Genomic DNA, 20,566 nt, shown 5'->3' on the forward strand with positions numbered 1-20,566 from the left:
CCTATTTTTCAATCTCTCCTGTCCAGCTGTTCATGCCTGGCACTACATTGATCAATTGATGGAATCCTTTTTCTTTTAACTTTTGTGCGGCTAATTCACTTCTTCTGCCTGAATGACAGATGAGGTAAATGAGCGTCTCTCGGTTCAATTCTTCAGCACGTTGTTCCACCTCGCCAAGAGGGATGTGAACAGCTCCTGGAATATGACCCGCTTCGTATTCATCTGGCTCTCGTACATCTAAAATAAACAATGACTGATCTTCTTTTACCTTCTGTTGAAACATGTTCAACGACATTTCCGAAATCATTGACTGCTCCTCCTGTTTCGCTCCGCCTTTACGAATCAAATGATGAAGCACCTGTCCTTCTACTTTTGTGCCTAAAAATTCATGACCGGCGCTTTTTGACCAAGCTGCTAAATCCGCTGTAGACCCTTTGTCAGTTGCTTGCACTTCAAGCACATCTCCTGGCAAGAGCTCATTCATTTGTTTTTTCGTTTTGACAATGGGCATTGGGCATGCCAATCCTTTTGTATCTAGAATTGCTGTTGGTTGCTGCATTGTTTTTCCTCCTTTTATAGGGGTGGGGGTATATTACAAAGCCTATTGATACCTATAATTGCCAAGCATTCATGCCACCCTTGATATTCGTAATGTGGGTAAATCCCTGTTTTTTTAACAATTTAGCCGCCTGCATACTTCTCATCCCGCTTTGGCAGATCACATACACTTCTTTGTCTTTCTCAAGCTCATGCGCTCGATTCCTTAACTGTGGTAAGGGGATATTTTGAAAACCTTTTATATGATTTGTTTGAAATTCTAAAGGTGATCGCACGTCTATCAGCTGTTGATGCCGACTATGCAATGTAGGTTTCAGATGAGCTGCGTCCATTTGTTTCACACCCCGTACGGGAAGAAAACGGCTCACAAGCAAAGCGATCACAATAATGAGCAAAAGCGTTTGAATCATGTATGGACACCTCCCTAGATAAATAAGTTCACATTCCCGATTTCTGCCTCTGCTAAATACGCTGCCACACCGGCATATTGAATGTCTTCTAGTAATTCATTCTCCTGCAGCCCTAAAAGATCCATCGTCATCGTACATGCCACGAGGTTGATCTCTTGTTCCTTCGCCATATCAATGAGCTGCGGCAGGGTCATGGCATTGTGTTTATTGATCACATGCTTGATCATCTTCGGTCCCATTCCTGCAAAATTCATCTTTGACAGCCCCATTCGATCAGCGCCACGCGGCATCATTTTGCCAAACATTTTTTCTAAAAATCCCTTCTTCAGTGGCACCATCTCTTCCTGACGCAAGGCATTCAGCCCCCAAAAAGTATGAAAAATCGTCACCTCGTGATCATAAGCTGCTGCGCCATTTGCAATAATGTAAGCGGCCATCGCTTTATCATAATCTCCACTAAATAAAACAATTGTTGTTCGTTTTTTCTGTTCCTCCATCATGATCCTCCTTATATATAAATTACCCGTGGGGGTATATTGAAAACAAAAAATATATACACATACCGGTAAGGGTATATTATAACAAGTAAAAAAATTCGTCAACCTCCAAAGGCTGAGGAATTTCTTACCGGCTTTTCACCAAGAGTTCAACCGCTTCTTTGACAAGCCCCTCTGTATCCTTGCCTTGTTCAAGACTTTCACGGACACATTGTTCAAGGTTTGTACTCACAATCACACCCATCGCCCGATCAATGGCATTGCGTGATGCAGATAGCTGCGTCACCACCTCACGGCAATCCTTTCCCTGCTCCATCATGGCAAGAACCCCTTTAATCTGCCCTTCAATCCGGCGAAGACGATTCTTCATCTGCTGATTATACTCCACGTTTAACACTCCTTTCTCTTTTCCCTATGATCAGATAGTATACCCTGACAGGTATTTAGTCAAACATGATGAATCATTACAAAAGAGCTACTGAGAGCAAATGTCGCAGCAGCCCGTTCTCTTTAAGCACTCGCTTCCTCTCTAGAGCGCTTATTTCCTTTGTAAATAAAATAAAGAGCGATCAGCATAAAAAATAATGCCAATATGCGTTTGAGATCAAGTGAAATCATTAGGCTATGGAACCAGCCAAAATGATCGATGACCATTCCAATGACAAGCTGCCCAGCAATCCCCGCAATATTCGCAGCAATGACACCGATTTTCGGAACAGCGACCACTGTCAGGATTAAATAAGCCGTTCCAAGAAAAGCCGCACTCAACTGCCACTTTGGTGCATGCAAGAGATTCAACAGATGGCCGCTCCCAAAGAATAAAATCAGAATGGTCAAAAACATCGTACCCGTTAAAAAGGTCAAAAAGGTCGTTTCAATCGTACCCGCTCTCCTGCTAAACGTACCGTTTATGGAAGATTGCGCACTTAACGTAATGCCTCCGATGAAAGTAAATAAAATTAACAATAATGCCATATCGAGTTTCCTCCTAATGAATAAGAATAAGGGCAATGATCATCGAAATGACCGCAAATACCTTCTCTTTGTTTACTCTCGTTCTCTGACTCCCAAGCCAGCCAAAATGCTCAATCACCATACTCATCATCAGCTGACCAATAATGACAGCAACCATCGTTACCCCCACACCAACAAATGGAACACTCACCACAATAGACGTTAAATACACAACCCCCATCGCTCCGCCAAGTAGCGACCATTTCGGTGCCTTCAACGTATAGGAAAGGTCACCTTTGCCAACAAAGAGCCACAATAGCCCCATGATAATTGAACCGACAAAAAAGTTATAAAAACTCGTTTCTAACTGTCCGATCGACTTCCCAAGTTCCGCATAGATGGCTCCTTCAAAACTAAGTGCCGCACCCGCTAATAGTGCAAGCACATAAAAAATTAAACGCATCATTAAATCTCCTTTGATTCATATATTTAGATATCTAGATAAACAGATATATAGAATAGAAAAAAACAGAAATCACACATCCTTTAGATCTCTGTTTTCATATATTGTCCGATCTGTTGGATAAATTCTTCATTTCGTCTATAGTATGTCCATTGTCCATGCCGTACCGATTCGAGCAGACCAGCCTTTTGCATCAAATGTAAGTAGCTAGAGACCGTTGATTGAGAAATTTGCGCCTTTTCTTGAATATCCCCAACACAAACGCCTCCCTTATAACTAACCTCCTTCGGTAAATGAGCGCCTTGCTTAGGAAAATGCTTCTCTGGTTCCTTGAGCCACTTTAAAATATTCAACCTTGTTTCATTCGATAATGCCTTAAACACATCAATAGGTTCCATGGCAGACATTGTATATCTAGAAATACCGATATGTCAAGCCATTGCATATTTATCTCTAAATTGGTAAAAAGGAAATAATCAACGCTATAAGGAATATTTCAAGGAAAGAGGGCAACCCATGACTTTACAGCATTATATTGGATCAAACAAAGAACTGCCGCTTGGTACCATTGGTCAAAATCCTACCTATAAACCATTCTCTGAACTCAATATCAACATGTTTGATAAAAAACAAAAAAAGCCCAAAATCTATCAAAAAGAAGATCTTTTGATAGAAGTATTTGAAACAGAAGAGGATTTCGAAGGCATTCACATTGATTATCTAGATCCCGTCAATGAAGCGGTGAGAAACAAATTCACGCACCCTTTTGTTTATGAATTAGACATCATTCATTCTCTTCGTGCACTTTTTAAATTCATTGAAAAAGAGCTGTCAAAAGGAGAAACCATCGAAATCTATTCTTGTCTAAATGAACTCGAAATGAAAGAAAAGGACGATCAATTGGATGTAGAAATTGACCTAAGCAAAAAACGGTTTGGAAAACATATCGATTTTAAAGGGATCGATGAACTGATTGATATGTTTGAATTAGAAAACTTACAATATGTACTAGTGAAGAGGTAGAGGAGAATTGACAAGTTACATCAAAATGCTGTGTTATTAGAGATCGTAGAAGCGTAACCTTGGTTAAGCAAAGATCAATTGAAGTTATGAATAGAAAAGCGAATATAAATGTAACACGGAGGTAGTTGAAGGAACCAAAATTTCCTCAATTACCTCTCTTCAGAACATCATAAACTTTTTCATATTATTTGAACTAGATAAGCGAATAGACGGCATGTCTCAATCAGCGATACCCGAAGAAGCTAAATGTCATGATTAAGTTTAAAAAGCACAAAATAATTTCTACCATAAATACTTAATTTATCTAAATTATAACGAAGGAAGGATACCTCAAATCTATTCTTCTCTCCAAACAATAGCTACCCTTCAATCAAACGTTTTAACTTAAGCTCCGTTTCAGTATCCTCAACTGGAGTATAGACACTGCATCTTAAATCAGTATCCCCATACACTTGTAATGAAGTGAGATTAAACAACATTTTCCCTACCTTAGCATGACGAAATTCAATTAATACTTCAGGTGCATAGCTGATCTCATTTTCATTCCATATTTTACGAAACTCAGGATATGCCTGCTCCATTTCTTCTATAAATTGCTCATACCAGTCATCCGCCACATACTGTCCATAATACGTTCTAAATATGGCGATATAGCCTCTTACAAAATGCTCCCAATTCACGGCTAAACTTTTAAATTCCTTTCTTGCGAATAGTAAGCGGATGATATTTCTTTCTGCCGGGATGATTTGTTCAAAGTCCAAAAATACATTAGCTGCTGCTTGATTCCACCCAACAATCTGACTTCTTCTATCAGATATAATCGTTGGACAATAACGAAGCTCCTGCAAAATTTTCACTAAAGCCGGACTGATTTCCTTCTCATTCTCAATGATATAGGATTGTTTCACACCTTCCTCTAACGCTAAAGCGTACAAATATCTCCTTTCATCGTTATTTAATTGTAACGCACTAGAAATCGCATCTAATACCGAAGTAGATACTTTTATATCTCTGCCTTGCTCTAACCATGTATACCAAGTAAGACTCACACCGGCTAGTTGAGCTACTTCTTCTCTTCTGAGCCCTGGTGTTCTTCGGCGGGTTCCTACAGGTAAACCAACCATTTGAGGCGTAATTTTTGAACGTTGGTTTTTTAGAAATTCTGATAATGCTTGAAGTCTTGTTTCAGGTTTCATTCAGATCTCCCTTTAAAATATTATTCATTATACTAGGATAAACAACAACTTGTAATAGGATAACACAATGGCTAAAGTTAATAAAAACAAGGAGGGAATGATCATGAAAAGAGTTGTTATTACTGGAATGGGAGTTATTTCTCCACTTGGAAATGATATAGATAGCTTTTGGAATCAACTCATTAAAGGACAATCGGGAATATCTCACATTGATTCTTTTGATACGACTGATTATAAAACAAAAATAGCTGGAATCGTTCGTGATTTCGATGCAGATGAAATATTAGGGAGAAAAGAAGCAAAACGATTAGATCGTTTTAGTCAGTTTGCCTTAGCAGCAGCCGAACAAGCATTAGAACAATCACAATTACAGTTAGATCAAGTAGATCTTGAACGTTTAGGCGTATATGTTGGTTCAGGAATCGGGGGCATACAATCGCTTGTTGATCAGGTGAATGTATTAGATAAACGAGGTCCCTCGAGAGTAAGCCCTAGCCTTGTCCCAATGATGATTTCAAATGCAGCTGCGGCCCAAATCAGCATCAAATTAGGCGCACAAGGGCCATCATTGTCACCAGTCACAGCTTGTTCTATCGGTAACACTTCTATTGGTGAAGCTTTCAATGCGATCCGAAACGATGAAGCAGATATTATATTTGCCGGTGGAGCAGAAGCTGCCGTCAACCAGATATCTTTGGCTAGTTTTGGAAACGCACACGCACTATCTACTAGAAACCAAGACCCAAGTCGAGCCAGCCGCCCATTCGATACAGATAGAGATGGCTTTGTGATGAGTGAAGGCGCAGGTATCTTAGTATTAGAATCATTAGACAACGCAATTCTTAGAGATGCGCCGATATTATGTGAAGTAGTGGGATACGGAGCTAGTTCAGATGCTCATCATATGGTCGCTTCACACCCAGAAGGTAGGGGTGCCTACTTAGCCATGAAGAAAGCATTGAGAAGTGCAGATATATCAATAAGTGAAATCGATGTTATTAGTGCTCATGCAACAAGTACACAAGTAGGTGATCGTTCAGAAGTTCTAGCGATTAAGAAATTATTTGGTGATCGTTCAGGTGAAATTCCAACAACGGCGAACAAGTCAATGACTGGGCACATGTTTGGTGCTGCTGGCGGAGTAGAAGCGATTGCTTTAGTGGAAAGTTTGAGACGAGGATTGATTCCGCCAACTATTAATGTAGAGAAGCAAGATCCAGATTGTAACTTAGATGTTGTATTGGAAGCGAGACAGCTTCCATTGAAATATGGGCTATCCAATTCTTTTGGTTTTGGAGGACATAATTCAGCCATCTTGTTAAAACATTACGATTGAAGTGATGAAAAGGTGAAATAATGACAAAACAAGGGTTTATAGCCCTTGTTTTTTTCATGATGGGAATACCTCACAGACAAAATATGACGAGCCTCAGCAATCTGATATATTAAATGGAGAAAAGAAAATACTAAAAAACATTTAGAAAGAAGGTGTCCCATGCCAAACAACCAAACACCCAACCCACTCATCACGGAAAAATCACCCTACCTCCTTCAACACGCCCACAACCCAGTTCACTGGTACCCGTGGGGGCAAGAAGCATTCGACAAAGCGAAACGTGAAAATAAACCGGTGCTTGTCAGCATCGGCTACGCCACTTGCCACTGGTGCCACGTCATGGCACACGAAAGCTTTGAAGATCAACAAGTCGCTGACATCCTAAACGAGCATTTCATTTCAATCAAAGTTGATCGTGAGGAGCGTCCAGATATTGACTCGATGTATATGTCCGTTTGTCAGATGATGACCGGGCAAGGCGGCTGGCCGCTCAACGTGTTTGTCACGCCTGATCAAAAGCCGTTTTATGCGGGGACATACTTTCCAAAAAGAAGTGCTTACGGCCGTCCCGGCTTCATTGAAGCACTGACGCAATTGCTGGATGCGTATCACAACGATCGTGATCATATTGAATCATTGGCAGAAAAGGCAACAAATAATTTACGGATCAAGGCAGCAGGGCAGACAGAAAATACGCTCACTCAGGAGTCGATTCACAAAGCCTATTATCAGCTCATGAGCAGCTTTGATACGCTGTATGGCGGCTTCGGTTCTGCGCCTAAATTTCCCGCACCTCATATGCTCACGTTTCTCATGCGTTATTTTGAATGGACAGGGCAAGAAAATGCGTTATATGCCGTCACAAAAACATTAAATGGCATGGCAAACGGCGGTATTTATGATCATATTGGTTCTGGATTTACTCGATATTCAACGGATGAAAAATGGCTTGTGCCGCATTTTGAAAAGATGCTGTATGATAACGCCTTGCTGATAGATGCCTACACCGAAGCCTATCAAATCACTCAACACCTTGAGTACGAAAAGCTTGTCCAAGACCTCATTCAATTTATCAAACGAGACATGATGAATCGTGATGGCTCTTTTTATTCGGCAATCGATGCCGATTCGGAAGGAAAGGAAGGGCAATATTACGTTTGGACAAAAGAGGAGATCATGACTCATTTAGGTGATGACCTCGGCACTTTATTTTGTGCGGTCTACCACATCACAGAGGAAGGAAATTTTGAAGGACAGAACATCCCTCATACCATTTCCACCTCATTTGATGACATCAAGGCAGCATATTCAATCGACGACCAAACCCTTTATTCTAAACTGCAATTCGCTCGAAACATCTTACTCACTGTAAGACAGCAGCGACCTGCACCGCTGATCGATGACAAGGTACTCACATCGTGGAATGCGCTGATGATCTCCGCACTTGCCAAAGCAGGGAGTGTCTTTCATGAAAAAGAGGCTATCCGCATAGCAAAACAGGCAATGTCTTTTCTAGAAACACACCTCGTCCAGCAGGAACGGCTCATGGTCCGCTACAGGGAAGGGGACGTAAAGCATCTAGGCTTTATCGAGGATTATGCGCACATGCTCACAGCGTATATGTCTTTATACGAAGCGACCTTTGACCTAGATTGGCTGACAAAAGCCAGAGCCGTTGGTGAAAATATGTTTGAACTATTTTGGGATGAGCAAATCGGGGGCTTTTTCTTCTCAGGCTCAGATGCAGAAGCGCTTATCGTTCGTGAAAAAGAAGTATACGACGGGGCCATGCCGTCTGGTAACAGTACTGCACTCCAACACCTTCTGAAACTAAGCAGAATGATCGGACGTCAAGACTGGATCGAAACACTAGAGAAGATGTTCAGCGCCTTTTACGTCGATGTCTCTTCCTATCCAAGCGGACATACCGCCTTTTTACAAGGACTATTAAGCCAATATGCCGCAAAACGAGAAATCATTATTCTTGGGAAAAAGGGCGACCCGCAAAAAGAACAGCTTCTACAAGCATTGCAAAAACGATTCATGCCATTTGATATCATTTTAACTGCCGAAACAGGGCAAGAATTAGCAAGGCTCGCACCTTTTGCAAAAGATTACAAAACGATCAACGACAGCACGACAGTCTATATTTGTGAGAACTACAGTTGCCGCCAGCCGATCACCAATCTCGACGAAGCGATGGAACAATTATTTCAAATTTGAGCTGTCATATGATGACTATGAGAAGACAAAATGAGGACAAACAGATAAAAAAAATGTCAATCCGCTAACAATTCGTCTGTACGGTTTTATTTTTCCTCTAAAACGGTTAGAATGCGCACTAGATGTTCTCATACCGAAGGGAGAGAAAATAATTGAAAAAAGTATCATATACACTCATTGCTTGTCTGTTATCAGTGGGGCTTGCAGCCTGCTCATCAAACGATGCGAAACAGGATAAGCAAAACGATTCAGCCAACAGCAAGGAAACAACACAGGCTGACCAAAAAGAGCAGCAAAAGCAAATGGAAGAGATGCAAAAGAAATTAGACGCACAAAAAATTGATGATCAAAAGGTCGTTGCTACCGTCAACAAAGATAAAATCACAGGAAGTGAATACAATAGCGCCTTATCGACCATTCAAGGTCAGCTTCAGCAGTCAGGACAAGACCCAACATCTAAAGAAGGCGCAAAAGCTGTCAAAAAGCAAACCATTGATGCGCTAGTAGGTCAAGAGCTCATCCTGCAAGATGCTGAGAAGAAGGGCTATAAAGCCTCTGACAAGCAAGTCGATAAGCAGCTAAAAGAAGAAAAGAAACAATTTAAAGACAATGCTCAATTTGAAGAAGCACTCAAAAAGAGCGGACTGACAATGGATCAGCTGAAAAGTGATATTGCCGACAGCATCAAATACAGCCAATATGTCGACAAAGAAATTAAATCAGCCTCTGTGTCTGAAAAAGACGTCAAAGCGTACTATGACCAATACGCCGAACAAATGAAAAAACAAAAACAAAAAGCACCTGATTTCAAAGACGTCAAATCACAAATCAAGAAGCAGTTAGAATCTCAAGAAAAGCAAAAAGAAGTACAAAAAGAAATTGATCAACTAAAGAAATCTGCAAAAATTGATGTATCGATTTAACCACTATTAAAAATCCGCCATTGTGCGGATTTTTTTCATCACTTCATGAACTGTTTTTCCAAAATAATGACAAAAGCCTCATCATAAACATCTACTCCATCCGATATGATGGGAGTACAAAAGAAAGCGTTATCAATTCTTTTGTCTCTGAAAAAGTACAAGATCAAAGACAGACCTCGTACTTTTGTTTCAGTCATATCTACAAGAGGAGGATGTTTATGTTCAAATGGTTTAAACCCGCTCCGCATATCGACAGGCTCGATGATGCCAAAACAGACGAAACCTATAAACGGCTGCGGCTGCAAGTCTTTTTGGGAATCTTTATCGGATATGCGGGCTACTATTTGCTGCGCAAAAATTTCGCATTTGCCATCCCTTATTTACAGGAAGAGGGGTTCACAAAAAGTGAATTAGGCTTTGTACTAGCGGCCGTTTCAATCGCTTATGGCTTTAGTAAATTCATTATGGGGATGATCTCAGACCGGTGTAACCCAAGATACTTTTTAGCCGCTGGACTTTTTCTATCAGCTCTTATCAATATTCTATTTGTCTCATTTCCATGGGTGACATCCAGTGTATGGATCATGTTTTTATTCATGTTCTTAAACGGCTGGTTTCAAGGAATGGGGTGGCCGCCATGCGGACGCACGATGGCGCATTGGTTTTCGGTGAGTGAACGTGGAACGAAAATGTCGATTTGGAACGTCGCTCACAATATCGGCGGGGGGATTCTTGCACCGCTTATTACATTAGGAATTGTTTTGTTTGCGACGTGGAAAAGTATCTTTTTCTTCCCTGCCATCATTGCCATTATCGTCTCCTTCGTCATCATTCTTCTCGTACGGGACACCCCGCAATCCGCTGGTCTTCCGCCAATTGAAGAATACCGAAATGACTATCCGGCACAACAATATGAAGATCAAGAAAAAGAATTAACAGTAAAAGAGATTTTGTTTAAATATGTACTCAACAACAAATTCCTTTGGTATATCGCCATTGCCAACGTCTTTGTGTACTTTGTCCGTTACGGGGTCGTAGACTGGGCACCTACCTATTTAACAGAAGCAAAAGGATTCTCACCAGAGCATTCACGCTGGTCTTATTTCCTTTATGAATATGCAGGCATCCCTGGTACATTATTGTGCGGGTGGATTAGTGACCGCTTCTTTAGAAGCCGCCGCGCACCTGCTGGCGTCCTTTTTATGATTGGCGTGTTAATTGCGGTTCTTGTGTACTGGTTAAACCCTGCTGGCAATCCAATGGTTGATAACATTGCCCTCATCAGCATCGGGTTTTTAATTTACGGACCCGTCATGCTCATTGGACTGCAAGCCATTGATCTCGCTCCGAAAAAAGCCGCTGGCACTGCTGCCGGGCTGACAGGATTCTTTGGGTATATTGGTGGCTCTGCTTTTGCTAATGCCATGATGGGCGTCGTCGTCGATCACTATGACTGGACAGGAGGTTTCATTTTACTAGTTGGTTCTTGTATCCTTGCGATTGTGTTCCTCGCCATGACATGGAATACAGGAAAGCGCGTAGAGCAAGCTTAATGAAAATCACATAAAAGATTCATCTCCGCCCAACATGCCCTTTACATCTATTTCTTATGATGGAGGCAGTTACCGTAAAAGGAGGATAAAATATGAAGAAAAGTAGATTACTTGCTTTCGTGTTACTCTCTTTTGCTTTACTGTCTTTTGGTTGGGTGCCGACCACCATATCGGCACATGAACATCTTTTATCTCCAGATCGCATTTTAACCGTTGCACACCGCGGAGCATCAGGGTATGCCCCAGAGCATACCCTGGCTTCCTACAAGCTCGCCACAAAGATGAATGCAGATTACCTCGAACTCGACCTTCAAATGACAAAGGATGGACACCTCATCGTCATGCACGATGAAACGGTTGACCGGACGACAAACGGAACAGGCTGGGTCAAAGACCTCACACTTGCCGAAATCAAACAGCTCGATGCCGGTGCATGGTTTAACGAAGCCAACCCCGACAAACAAAATACCCACTATATTGGACAGCAAGTCCTCACATTAGATGAGGTATTACGCTACTTCGGTAAACGAGAAAATTATTATATTGAAACCAAAAAACCAGACATCTATCCACAAATGGAAGAAAAGCTATTGGCCGTCTTAAAGAAACATCATCTTCTTGGAAAACATACGAGAAAAGGGCAGGTCATCATCCAATCTTTCAGCCAAGAAAGTCTATTAAAATTGCAGAAACTCGCCCCTCGGCTTCCAAAAGTACAGCTATTAGATAGAGCGCAAATGACGTCTATTACAGATGATCAGCTCGACTTCATCAAATCGTATGCAGTGGGGATCGGACCGAATTTTAGAGCTTTGACACTTGAAAATGTACAGCAGGTCAGAAGCCATGGACTTCTCCTTCACCCATATACAGTCAATAGCGAGGCAGACATGACACGTCTTCTGCAATACGGCGTCACCGGTCTTTTCACCAACTTTCCAGATGTCTTTCAGCGTGTCAAAGCTTCTCTGTAAACGACAAAAGCCTTGCGGGTCCACTCCGCAAGGCTTTTGATTATTCCACCGTTTGATTAGATGGAGCAGCTTGGATCGGTTTTCTCTTTCCAATCCCAAATATGAAGAAGCTAAGCGCTACAACAATCAAGAAAACAATCCCCACAATAAGAGAAATACGCGTATCCTGATTAATGAGCATAAACACAAGAACCATCAATAAGAAGCCAATCGTAAGATAATTAGAAACTGGTGCTAGCGGCATCTTAAATGGATGCTGATCAAGCGCTGCCCCCTTCGCTTTTCTGAAGCCAATATGACTAATCAAAATGACAAACCAAGGCACCATACCAGGAAGGACACTCGCACTATACACATAAACGAAAATGTTTGGCGGCGAAACGTAATTTAAGACCACCCCAACCGCTAAACCAATCAGCACAGCAAATGTCCCAAAATACGGTACACCATTCTTCGAAATTTTTGTGAAGAAAGCAGGTGCCTGTCCATTCACACCTAATGTATAAAGCATACGTCCCGCACTGAAGATTCCACTATTACAGCCGGACATCGCTGCTGTAATGACAACAAAGTTAATAATACCTGCTGCTGCCGTAATTCCAATTTTCGCAAACGTCGCCACAAATGGACTGCCGAGCGTATTCAGCTGATCCCACGGATACACCGTTACGATGACAAAGATCGCACCGATATAGAAAATCAAAATACGCCAGATGATGCTTTTGATGGCATTTGTCAGCGTCTTTTGCGGATTTTGCGCCTCACCTGCAGTAATCCCAATGAGCTCTACCCCTTGATAGGCAGCAATCACTAGGGATAATGCAAACAAGAAACCGCTAAATCCACCTGTAAAGAATCCGCCGTGCGCCCAAAGGTTAGACAAACCAATCGCTGTTCCACCATTGCCAAACCCAAAGAAAATAATGCCTAAACCTGCAATGATCATTAAAATAATCGTCACAATCTTGATCATCGCAAACCAGAATTCAAACTCACCGAATGACTTAACCGAAATCAAGTTGGCCGCACCTAAAATGATCATGGCGATTAATCCGGGAATCCACGCCGGTAACTCCGGGAACCAATATTTCATATAAGCGCCTACGGCGATAATCTCAGACATTCCAACAATGACCCACTGGAACCAGTTACTCCAAGCTGTCATATACCCCGCAAGCGGATGAATATATTGATGCCCAAATGTAGCAAACGATCCCGTACTCGGTTCAAGATACAACATTTCTCCCATCGCACGCATAATAAAAAAGATAAAAATACCACACACTGCGTACGCGAGAAGAACCGATGGACCTGTCCATTGAATGGCTTTAGCTGACCCCATAAATAAGCCAACACCAATTGTGCCGCCAAGCGCAATCATTTGAATATGACGAGCACTTAACCCTCTCTTTAATTCCTTTTGAGCCACTTCTATTCCCCCTCATCAACAAACAACATAAAAAATAAAAAATCAGAATTTTCATTCTGATTCAAAATCTTCAATCTTTCGATGTATATTATCATAATAAATCTACCCTTAAAAAACAATTGTTTTTTTGAGGAAAACACTATTAACAAAATATTCTGACATAAAAAGATATTCAAATTATTTTATATTGATATATCGAATCAGAGGATCATCATCGCTTCAATGACCATCACTTAATAGAAAAGAACCTCCCCTTATATCGACCTCAAAGCTTTTCCCTCCATTTTTATAAACCATTCTATCCTGATCATCAACACAAGGAAAGTCATTGTGAAAAGTACCTGATCTTTTCTTCACATAACAAATAAATCCATCATTTTCCGGAATTGCCACTTTGACAGATGATCCAGTTGACGTCGATTTGAGCGAATGCAACATGGCCTTTGAATGTATCTGTACCCTTCTGCCTATTAAATTCAGATCAATATCTGAAAAAGCACCTACCATCTCCACTTTTGACGAAGTAGTACGCAGGCTCAATGTCTGCGTGTTGAGCTGTTGACTAGAGATAAGTCCACCCACTGTCTGCAAGCGCAGATGCTTGATTTCTCCCGTGAACATGGACTTTCCAGAAATCAATTGGCAGTCAGCCTCCTTCACCTTCAGTCCATCCAAGAATAGATTTGCTCCTTTACAATGAATAGACAAGGACTGTAACTGTGCCTGAGGGAGGTAAATCTCCAAATTCGTTTGATGAAGATGAAGCCCCAAGCTGATCGCTCGTTTTCTTTTATCTTGAATGACTAGCCTGCCTTCCTGCACTTGATGATGCAGTAAATACCGATGGGGGAATACATGATTGGTGGTCTGCTTCATCAATAAATAAGGATGATCATGGTGATAAAGGCGAACATCTCCCACCAGCCAGTTTAACGAAAGTTCCGTTATTGCTTCTTCAATTTGAACCGTATGCTTCACATGTCTCCACCCTTTTCCCATCATGAATTACCTCGTTTGCAGCCGGCCGATGCGGCTCCACAATTCCAAGATCACAATGAGGATTGCTGCAATCATCACTCCTGACAGGATGAGGTTCATTTGATCATTGCCATAAATGGCGAGCGATACATTTCCTAAAACAGCACATAAAACAATGGCAGTCAGGACGGTCATCAAAACAGATTTCTTGCTCAACCCTATTCTCATCGCCATCATGCCAATCGCTTGAACACAAACAATCAACATAAAGAATGTTTTCATCAATTGAAACAGAGAACCTGCCGTCAGCGTATCGTGAACAATAGGGAAAAACAATTCAGTCACACTAAACACAACAAACGAAGGAATGATACTACACATCATCGCAAACGTTGAAAGGCACACCATCCATATCATATGAGAAAGGAATCTCACTGAATTGGATGTGCGTTCCTGATAAACAGTCTTGCCTACACGCCAATACAGCATAGCTGTGATGATAGAAAAAAAGATCATCCATACTGTACTCGTTAACAAATAAATATTCGTATATTGCTGAAAACCCGGTTCGCGTTCAATTTTTGCAGCAAACGCAATAAAATAGATGAATACTAGCAGCACAATACTCGCGATGAAACTAGCTTGAATATACTGCTTCATGTGGCCTTTTCTTAGCTCAACCTTCATAAAATGAATCATACGTCATCCTCCTATCAGTTGGCATTCTTTATCTTTCGGGCAGATCATACCCGCCAATTTCAGCATAGTGCGCTGTCACCTTTTGAATAAATAGATCACTCACAATATCCACGCCAAGACCCTTCATCATCTGCTTTAAAAAACACAAACGCTGGACCGTTTCTTCATGATTGCGGACAAACAAGGTGGGATTCAACCATATATTCACAAGAAGCAAAAATACTTCTGCCACTTCACCAGGAAACGCAGTTTCCATCGAACCATCCTCAATCCCTTCAATGATTAACTGTTTGATTCTCACAGCATCCTGATTGACACCTGTCTTCATGCCTTCAATCACAAATTGCGGATTTTTCATCTGATCAACCAAGATCCCATCAATCGAATGAGACTGAGGGTCTGCCACAAGTTGCTCCAGGATAAGCTGCAGCTTCTCTTTCGCATGAGCTGCCTCCGTATGCTCAATTAACTCCTCAAGCTTCTCGGTTGCATAACGAAACTGCCGATCCATCACGCCGCGTAATATATCATCCTTCGATTTAAAATGATGATATATAGCCCCTTTAGACATATTCAATTCATGGATAATATCTTGCAAACTTGTCTTTTCAAATCCCTTTTCCTGAAACAACTTTGTCGACACGTCCAAAATTTGCTGCATCGTCTTTTCTGGATACTTATTTCGCGCCAGTTCAAACGCCCCCTTTTACATACCGACCGACGGTATGTTTATTTATATTTTTCATTATAAACGGTTCATGCAGATTTGTATACAACAAAAAAAGACCGCTCACACGGTCTCCTCAAGCTCAAAATGCAAATTCATCGGCACATCTGGCAAAGCCGAAGCCTCCGCCATATTTGTCGTAGGTGTTTTCTCATTCACTTCCTCAAATCGAAAACCGTCAGCCCAGACTGTTCCATGACCGCTGAGCAGCACTCCAAAATGAATGGATTCACTGCGCGTAGGAACATCTAATACGATCGCATATTGATTCCATTCCGTAGAATCTGTCACAGGTCGATTCTGCATATTATCAAACTGCACCGTATCACCCTTTCCGTCATCTACCCGCATCCAAATTCCTGCTGAAGATACATTCTCTGTTTTCAAGAAAGCAGAAAGCTTCAACCGCTTGCCTACATACTCTTTTGCTTGAAACCCTTGCATCATCGTCGCAAACTGTCCTTCTTGTACGCCTTCTTTAGATGATAAAACACCTGATTGCTTTCCCGTATGGAACTCTGCTGTATCAACACCCATCTCATACATATGCGGATGTGAACCACTCAAACCCCAGCCAGGTACTGCTTCATGTAATGTCATCGAATCTTCCTCCTTTTTCATTTGCATGTCTCTCATCATCGACCTGTACATTCCGGGAGGTAAGGAATACAGATGCTTAAAAGCACGCGTAAAGGCTTCCTGCGATTGGAATTGTAACGAAAAAGCGATGTCTAAAATCCCCTGATCCGTATACAAAAGAAGCTGTGCAGCCGTAGCCAATCTTCGTTTCCGCACATATTCCCCCATCGACAGCCCGGTTTCTCGTTTAAACACACGCAGCAAATGAAAATGTGAATATCCTACTTTCTCAGGCACCTGTCTCAGCGACAGCTCATCCATCAAATGCGACTCCAAATAAGAAATCACCTCTTGCGTCACCCGACTATACATCATCTCCCTCACCTCTTCTTGATCATAAAACAAATCAGTTCACTCGTTTTGATCAAAATTGCGATGTTTCATCTGTCCAGCTGAGGAGGAAAAACGCTAACGTGAGCGCTCGTTGTTCGATAGAAACTCCCTCACATCATCTGCGATTTCTTTTGATTTCGTATGATGCAAATAATGGCCGCCTTTGAAAGTAACGACTTTTCCGTGGTCTACATTTTTCAGCAGCTCTTCATGCATTGGTTTCCAGTTTGGTGTTTCTTCCTCCGTTTGATCCGCTAGGTAGAAAACAACAGGGAGACGCTTAGGAAAATGTAAACGCTCTGCATTTTTAAAGTTATTTGTGAAATTTTCCGCCTCACTCGCTTGGCTTTCATTCAAGAAATTTCGAAAGGTCAGCATTTTGATTTGATCTTTCGTTTGTTGATCCACGTTAGGCATCAACAGTTGATCTGGATTCACTTTCAATAACAATCTGTAAAAGCCAGATTGATTGAGCAGCTGCAAGCTAGAAACCGGCAATTCTTCCGTTTCCTGTTGAGGAACACTTGTATCAATGCCGACAAAGGCTTTGACTTCTTTTTCGTATTGATTCACATATTCTAATCCATAGATGCCAGCAATCGAATGACCCATCAGCGTATATTTTTTAATGTTAAGTTTCTGCAAACATTCATGAATCTCATCCACAATGTTTTGACTTGTCCTTGCTTTATCTGTGTCGTCACTTAAACCATAACCAAACGGTTCAATTACAACAACTCTATAATATGGCGATAACTCCTTGACTAACGGTTTAAAATCAAGCACGGGTGAAGCAGTTCCATAGCCTGGGAGAAGGACAATCGTTTCTTTCCCATCGCCTTGAATGAGCACATTCATCTGCTTCCCATCCACCAAGACCTTTTGCCCATAAGCTTCTATTTTCCCCTGTTCTCTTTCCTTACTAATTAGATTAACAACATAAACACTTGCTACAAATACAACCAAGACAGTCAGAATGGTACATAGAGCAATCAGCATTATTTTCAGTAATTTTTTCATTATTTCTTCTTCCCTTCATGATGAAGTACCCTAGCTTGCATCCGCAGATAAAAGATTAGTATTTTCTTTCACAATAGATAATGCCAATGGTATTTGCGCAAACACTTGATACATACATAAACGTAATCGCTATATAAAACCATTCCGTTGGAGATGATAATTCATGAACAAAAGCTTGAATGACAGCAACCAATATATAGGCTAATGCCACACCTACAATTGAAAAACTTCCGGCTTTCGCTAAAATAAATTGGCCCCGTTCATCCTGTTTATATTCACGGCTTTTCTTAAATTGAAAGACCGTACTTAAGATAGAAAGGATAATCAGAGAATAAAGTATGATCGTTGTCATCATCGCTGTTGTTCCTCCTTGTCGACCTCTTGAAAAACGTCATATAAATCAACTTCAAATGTTCTCGCAATTTGAAATGCTAGTTTTAAAGACAAAGAATATTTACCATTTTCAATCGCTGCCACAGTTTGACGAGTCACACCTAACTTCTCTGCCAAATCCTTTTGTGTCCAGTCTTTTTCTGCCCGTAATACTTTCATTCTATTTTTAATTTCCATTTCAAATTCCTTTCTTAAAGGATGATTTATTTAACAATATGTTAAAAATAATTAACATTATGTTAATTAACAATAACCTCTTTTCTTCTGTATGTCAATTTCACCGGATGCAAAAAAGAATCATCCATTTTGAAAGGCCTACCTCAAAATGAATGATTCTCTATAAATGATGTGATCATCTGATTTAAAACACTTTCCTCTGGTAAATCGCAGTAGAAAGTCCCCAAGATAGCAAGTAGATGAGCATAATCAGTACAGTTGATCCCGTATATACAATAGGGATCGATAAATTCATGATAAAATCAGTGATCCCACTGAATTGCTCTGCTAAATAGAAAACAACAGGCGGTCCCATAGCAGATAATACGATAAAGCCAATGATCACTGCCGTTGTGATATAACCAGGCTTTAAGATATAAAACAATGGAAACGTACATGCTGCGAACAATAAAAACAACCCGCTGCCAATCGCAATATCTGACAGCGAAAACAGCTTCCCAAACACAAATAATGCAGCACTTGTCAGCACGATCGCAATACTCATATAGAAAATGGCGCCAAGATAACGTGATGCGATAATTTCTTTACGTGTATAGGGCAAGGAATTTAATAGAATATTCGTTTCTGCCTTCTCATCATAAGCATATGTGTTAAATGGAATGAAGACACTAGCGACTAGAAACGTTAATACTGGATGGACATCCATGAAAATGAAAAATAAGATAAACGGAATAAAAATAAGTAACTGCTTCTTTTGCAAAATCACATCACGCTTAATTAAATGAAACATGCGCAATCCCGCCTTTCAAATAAAACATGATATCCTCAAGCGACGCCGGTTCAATCACAACAGCATCCCCAAAAATAAGTTTCACCTCATCAATCCGATCTGTTAATGCTTCAAATCCGGCTGCCGTACGCTGAATATGGATAAACGCCTTTTCTGTGTCTCGATCCAGCAAATCAAGGCTCCCCTTCACCAGCGCATAATTCTCCGCCACCTCATGAATCGACTGTTGAAAGACCAATCTTCCATTTTGTATAAACGCAATATAATCCGCAATCCGGTCTAAATCAGTCGTCATATGCGTTGAGAAAAAAATCGTTCGATTTCCATCAATCATCAATTCTTGTAACGTGCCGAGCAGCTCTCTTCTAAAGACCGGATCTAAACCAGCAGTTGGTTCATCCATAATAATCAGCTCTGCATGGTGCGACAGCGCAATCGCAAGCGATGCCTTCATCTGCATCCCTTTTGAAAATGTTTTAATCGCTTTATTCAGCGGTAGGCCAAACTGTTCAATATATTGATAAAAAAGCTGGTCATCCCAGCGTTTATAGGCAGGTGCCACAATTCGTTTGATGTCTTTTAAATTCAATCCTGGGAAAAAAACGTTAGCATCGTAAACAAAGCCAATTCGTTCCTTAATCTCTTTTTCATGGGTGCAATAATCTAATCCAAAAATTTCAACCTCACCAGAATCTGGTTTTAACAAATTCATGATCATTTTAATCGTGGTCGACTTACCGGCTCCATTTTCTCCAATAAACCCAGTAACAAAGCCCTTTTTGACCTGTAAATCAAGATTCTGCACAGAAAAATCTTTGAACCGTTTTGATACTCCTTTGAATTCAATCACATGCTCCACTCATCTCACTCCTCATACAAGAACTTTAATAACTGCTGCAATTCATCAAAAGATAAGCCTAATTCCTTGCCGTTTGTAACAACCGCTCCAAGCTGTTCCTCAATCACCTTCAATTTTTTCTCTCTCATGACCTCTAGGTTTTGCTCGGCAACAAATGAACCCTTCCCGACAATCGAATAAATAAATCCTGCCTTCTCTAACTCTTCATATGCACGTTTTGTTGTGATGACGCTAATTTGTAAATCCTTCGCTAGCTTTCGGATAGACGGCAGGGCCGCACCTTCTGCAAGCTCACCCGTTAAGATCAACGATTTGATTTGCGTCGTAATTTGCTCATAGATAGGCTCCTTAGAATGGTTAGAAATCGTAATTTGCATATAAAAACCTCTTTTTTCTGTACTGGTATTCGCAA

The 20,566-nt window shown here is 41.0% G+C and carries 25 protein-coding genes; 6 read left to right on the plus strand and 19 right to left on the minus strand.

Annotated elements, in window-relative coordinates; all coding sequences use genetic code 11:
- Window position 1: 1 nt before the first annotated feature.
- The 7 genes from N521_RS06970 to N521_RS07000 form a co-directional block, all read right to left on the minus strand.
- A complete protein-coding gene (locus N521_RS06970; RefSeq protein ID WP_035390620.1) occupies window positions 2-559 on the minus strand; it encodes a sulfurtransferase TusA family protein in 558 nt (185 codons plus the stop codon).
- 52 nt (window positions 560-611) lie between these two features.
- A complete protein-coding gene (locus N521_RS06975; RefSeq protein ID WP_035390622.1) occupies window positions 612-968 on the minus strand; it encodes a rhodanese-like domain-containing protein in 357 nt (118 codons plus the stop codon).
- Window positions 969-982: 14 nt separating this feature from the next.
- The gene (locus N521_RS06980; RefSeq protein WP_035390623.1) at window positions 983-1,465 is read right to left on the minus strand and encodes a DsrE/DsrF/DrsH-like family protein; all 483 of its coding nucleotides are present in this window, start codon (window positions 1,463-1,465) and stop codon (window positions 983-985) included.
- Window positions 1,466-1,592: 127 nt separating this feature from the next.
- On the minus strand, window positions 1,593-1,853 hold the full coding sequence (locus tag N521_RS06985; RefSeq protein WP_003217059.1) for a metal-sensitive transcriptional regulator: 261 nt from the start codon (window positions 1,851-1,853) through the stop codon (window positions 1,593-1,595).
- Between the two features lie 122 nt (window positions 1,854-1,975).
- Window positions 1,976-2,440 (minus strand): DMT family transporter, encoded by a 465-nt coding sequence (locus N521_RS06990; RefSeq protein ID WP_035390624.1) that lies wholly within the window; start codon window positions 2,438-2,440, stop codon window positions 1,976-1,978.
- 13 nt (window positions 2,441-2,453) lie between these two features.
- Window positions 2,454-2,882, minus strand: a complete 429-nt coding sequence (locus N521_RS06995; RefSeq protein WP_035390625.1) for a DMT family transporter — start codon at window positions 2,880-2,882, stop codon at window positions 2,454-2,456.
- Between the two features lie 83 nt (window positions 2,883-2,965).
- A complete protein-coding gene (locus tag N521_RS07000; protein WP_008343888.1) occupies window positions 2,966-3,280 on the minus strand; it encodes an ArsR/SmtB family transcription factor in 315 nt (104 codons plus the stop codon).
- Between the two features lie 118 nt (window positions 3,281-3,398).
- Here N521_RS07000 and N521_RS07005 point away from each other — a divergent pair, with 118 nt between their 5' ends.
- Window positions 3,399-3,905: a hypothetical protein gene (locus tag N521_RS07005; protein WP_035390626.1), complete on the plus strand. Its 507-nt coding sequence runs from the start codon at window positions 3,399-3,401 to the stop codon at window positions 3,903-3,905.
- A 359-nt stretch (window positions 3,906-4,264) separates the two neighbouring features.
- Here the strand turns inward: N521_RS07005 and N521_RS07010 are convergent, their stop codons facing one another.
- Entirely contained in the window at window positions 4,265-5,101 is an 837-nt protein-coding gene (locus N521_RS07010; RefSeq protein ID WP_008359338.1) for a helix-turn-helix transcriptional regulator, read from the minus strand.
- Window positions 5,102-5,204: 103 nt separating this feature from the next.
- On the opposite strand from N521_RS07010, the gene fabF reads away from it, so the two are divergent.
- The 5 genes from fabF (at window position 5,205) to N521_RS07035 (ending at window position 12,110) form a co-directional block, all read left to right on the plus strand.
- On the plus strand, window positions 5,205-6,437 hold the full coding sequence (gene fabF / locus N521_RS07015) for a beta-ketoacyl-ACP synthase II (RefSeq protein WP_035390627.1): 1,233 nt from the start codon (window positions 5,205-5,207) through the stop codon (window positions 6,435-6,437).
- Window positions 6,438-6,596: 159 nt separating this feature from the next.
- Window positions 6,597-8,660 carry a thioredoxin domain-containing protein gene (locus N521_RS19940; protein ID WP_035390628.1) on the plus strand — a complete coding sequence of 688 codons (2,064 nt, stop codon included), beginning with the start codon at window positions 6,597-6,599 and terminating at the stop codon, window positions 8,658-8,660.
- 152 nt (window positions 8,661-8,812) lie between these two features.
- Window positions 8,813-9,583, plus strand: coding sequence for a SurA N-terminal domain-containing protein (locus N521_RS07025; protein WP_017358711.1), 771 nt, complete (start codon window positions 8,813-8,815; stop codon window positions 9,581-9,583).
- 218 nt (window positions 9,584-9,801) lie between these two features.
- Entirely contained in the window at window positions 9,802-11,136 is a 1,335-nt protein-coding gene (gene glpT / locus N521_RS07030) for a glycerol-3-phosphate transporter (protein ID WP_008343899.1), read from the plus strand.
- A gap of 92 nt (window positions 11,137-11,228) precedes the next feature.
- A complete protein-coding gene (locus tag N521_RS07035; RefSeq protein ID WP_008343900.1) occupies window positions 11,229-12,110 on the plus strand; it encodes a glycerophosphodiester phosphodiesterase in 882 nt (293 codons plus the stop codon).
- 40 nt (window positions 12,111-12,150) lie between these two features.
- Here the strand turns inward: N521_RS07035 and N521_RS07040 are convergent, their stop codons facing one another.
- The 11 genes from N521_RS07040 to N521_RS07090 form a co-directional block, all read right to left on the minus strand.
- Window positions 12,151-13,539 (minus strand): amino acid permease, encoded by a 1,389-nt coding sequence (locus tag N521_RS07040; RefSeq protein ID WP_035390629.1) that lies wholly within the window; start codon window positions 13,537-13,539, stop codon window positions 12,151-12,153.
- A gap of 219 nt (window positions 13,540-13,758) precedes the next feature.
- Window positions 13,759-14,538 carry a DUF4097 family beta strand repeat-containing protein gene (locus tag N521_RS07045; RefSeq protein WP_231493302.1) on the minus strand — a complete coding sequence of 260 codons (780 nt, stop codon included), beginning with the start codon at window positions 14,536-14,538 and terminating at the stop codon, window positions 13,759-13,761.
- Between the two features lie 6 nt (window positions 14,539-14,544).
- On the minus strand, window positions 14,545-15,216 hold the full coding sequence (locus tag N521_RS07050) for a hypothetical protein (RefSeq protein ID WP_035390630.1): 672 nt from the start codon (window positions 15,214-15,216) through the stop codon (window positions 14,545-14,547).
- A gap of 28 nt (window positions 15,217-15,244) precedes the next feature.
- Window positions 15,245-15,877 (minus strand): TetR/AcrR family transcriptional regulator, encoded by a 633-nt coding sequence (locus tag N521_RS07055; RefSeq protein WP_035390631.1) that lies wholly within the window; start codon window positions 15,875-15,877, stop codon window positions 15,245-15,247.
- A 129-nt stretch (window positions 15,878-16,006) separates the two neighbouring features.
- Window positions 16,007-16,897 (minus strand): helix-turn-helix domain-containing protein, encoded by an 891-nt coding sequence (locus N521_RS07060; RefSeq protein WP_035390632.1) that lies wholly within the window; start codon window positions 16,895-16,897, stop codon window positions 16,007-16,009.
- Window positions 16,898-16,990: 93 nt separating this feature from the next.
- Window positions 16,991-17,935: an alpha/beta fold hydrolase gene (locus tag N521_RS07065; protein ID WP_035390633.1), complete on the minus strand. Its 945-nt coding sequence runs from the start codon at window positions 17,933-17,935 to the stop codon at window positions 16,991-16,993.
- 55 nt (window positions 17,936-17,990) lie between these two features.
- Window positions 17,991-18,290, minus strand: coding sequence for a hypothetical protein (locus N521_RS07070; protein WP_017366494.1), 300 nt, complete (start codon window positions 18,288-18,290; stop codon window positions 17,991-17,993).
- On the minus strand, window positions 18,287-18,505 hold the full coding sequence (locus N521_RS07075) for a helix-turn-helix transcriptional regulator (protein ID WP_017358703.1): 219 nt from the start codon (window positions 18,503-18,505) through the stop codon (window positions 18,287-18,289). Before N521_RS07075 ends, N521_RS07070 begins: the two co-directional genes overlap by 4 nt.
- A gap of 184 nt (window positions 18,506-18,689) precedes the next feature.
- Window positions 18,690-19,295, minus strand: coding sequence for an ABC-2 transporter permease (locus N521_RS07080; protein WP_035390634.1), 606 nt, complete (start codon window positions 19,293-19,295; stop codon window positions 18,690-18,692).
- The gene (locus N521_RS07085; protein ID WP_035390636.1) at window positions 19,279-20,154 is read right to left on the minus strand and encodes an ABC transporter ATP-binding protein; all 876 of its coding nucleotides are present in this window, start codon (window positions 20,152-20,154) and stop codon (window positions 19,279-19,281) included. Before N521_RS07085 ends, N521_RS07080 begins: the two co-directional genes overlap by 17 nt.
- Window positions 20,155-20,159: 5 nt before the next feature.
- Window positions 20,160-20,531 carry a GntR family transcriptional regulator gene (locus N521_RS07090; protein ID WP_017366490.1) on the minus strand — a complete coding sequence of 124 codons (372 nt, stop codon included), beginning with the start codon at window positions 20,529-20,531 and terminating at the stop codon, window positions 20,160-20,162.
- Between the last annotated feature and the right edge of the window lie 35 nt (window positions 20,532-20,566).

Source organism: Bacillus sp. UNC125MFCrub1.1, assembly GCF_000701305.1.
In the GTDB taxonomy this organism is placed as follows: domain Bacteria; phylum Bacillota; class Bacilli; order Bacillales; family Bacillaceae; genus Bacillus; species Bacillus altitudinis.

What these genes read in the sequence shown, in the direction of transcription:
- N521_RS06970 (WP_035390620.1), bottom strand. Translation starts at nt 559, where the DNA reads ATGCAGCAACCAACAGCAATTCTAGATACAAAAGGATTGGCATGCCCA.
- N521_RS07070 (WP_017366494.1), bottom strand. Translation starts at nt 18,290, where the DNA reads ATGATGACAACGATCATACTTTATTCTCTGATTATCCTTTCTATCTTA.
- N521_RS07080 (WP_035390634.1), bottom strand. Translation starts at nt 19,295, where the DNA reads ATGTTTCATTTAATTAAGCGTGATGTGATTTTGCAAAAGAAGCAGTTA.
- N521_RS07075 (WP_017358703.1), bottom strand. Translation starts at nt 18,505, where the DNA reads ATGGAAATTAAAAATAGAATGAAAGTATTACGGGCAGAAAAAGACTGG.
- N521_RS07090 (WP_017366490.1), bottom strand. Translation starts at nt 20,531, where the DNA reads ATGCAAATTACGATTTCTAACCATTCTAAGGAGCCTATCTATGAGCAA.
- N521_RS07035 (WP_008343900.1), top strand. Translation starts at nt 11,229, where the DNA reads ATGAAGAAAAGTAGATTACTTGCTTTCGTGTTACTCTCTTTTGCTTTA.
- N521_RS06975 (WP_035390622.1), bottom strand. Translation starts at nt 968, where the DNA reads ATGATTCAAACGCTTTTGCTCATTATTGTGATCGCTTTGCTTGTGAGC.
- N521_RS07055 (WP_035390631.1), bottom strand. Translation starts at nt 15,877, where the DNA reads ATGCAGCAAATTTTGGACGTGTCGACAAAGTTGTTTCAGGAAAAGGGA.
- N521_RS07000 (WP_008343888.1), bottom strand. Translation starts at nt 3,280, where the DNA reads ATGGAACCTATTGATGTGTTTAAGGCATTATCGAATGAAACAAGGTTG.
- glpT (WP_008343899.1), top strand. Translation starts at nt 9,802, where the DNA reads ATGTTCAAATGGTTTAAACCCGCTCCGCATATCGACAGGCTCGATGAT.
- N521_RS07060 (WP_035390632.1), bottom strand. Translation starts at nt 16,897, where the DNA reads ATGATGTATAGTCGGGTGACGCAAGAGGTGATTTCTTATTTGGAGTCG.
- N521_RS07045 (WP_231493302.1), bottom strand. Translation starts at nt 14,538, where the DNA reads ATGGGAAAAGGGTGGAGACATGTGAAGCATACGGTTCAAATTGAAGAA.
- N521_RS07010 (WP_008359338.1), bottom strand. Translation starts at nt 5,101, where the DNA reads ATGAAACCTGAAACAAGACTTCAAGCATTATCAGAATTTCTAAAAAAC.
- N521_RS06990 (WP_035390624.1), bottom strand. Translation starts at nt 2,440, where the DNA reads ATGGCATTATTGTTAATTTTATTTACTTTCATCGGAGGCATTACGTTA.
- fabF (WP_035390627.1), top strand. Translation starts at nt 5,205, where the DNA reads ATGAAAAGAGTTGTTATTACTGGAATGGGAGTTATTTCTCCACTTGGA.
- N521_RS06995 (WP_035390625.1), bottom strand. Translation starts at nt 2,882, where the DNA reads ATGCGTTTAATTTTTTATGTGCTTGCACTATTAGCGGGTGCGGCACTT.
- N521_RS07005 (WP_035390626.1), top strand. Translation starts at nt 3,399, where the DNA reads ATGACTTTACAGCATTATATTGGATCAAACAAAGAACTGCCGCTTGGT.
- N521_RS07065 (WP_035390633.1), bottom strand. Translation starts at nt 17,935, where the DNA reads ATGAAAAAATTACTGAAAATAATGCTGATTGCTCTATGTACCATTCTG.
- N521_RS19940 (WP_035390628.1), top strand. Translation starts at nt 6,597, where the DNA reads ATGCCAAACAACCAAACACCCAACCCACTCATCACGGAAAAATCACCC.
- N521_RS06980 (WP_035390623.1), bottom strand. Translation starts at nt 1,465, where the DNA reads ATGGAGGAACAGAAAAAACGAACAACAATTGTTTTATTTAGTGGAGAT.
- N521_RS07050 (WP_035390630.1), bottom strand. Translation starts at nt 15,216, where the DNA reads ATGATTCATTTTATGAAGGTTGAGCTAAGAAAAGGCCACATGAAGCAG.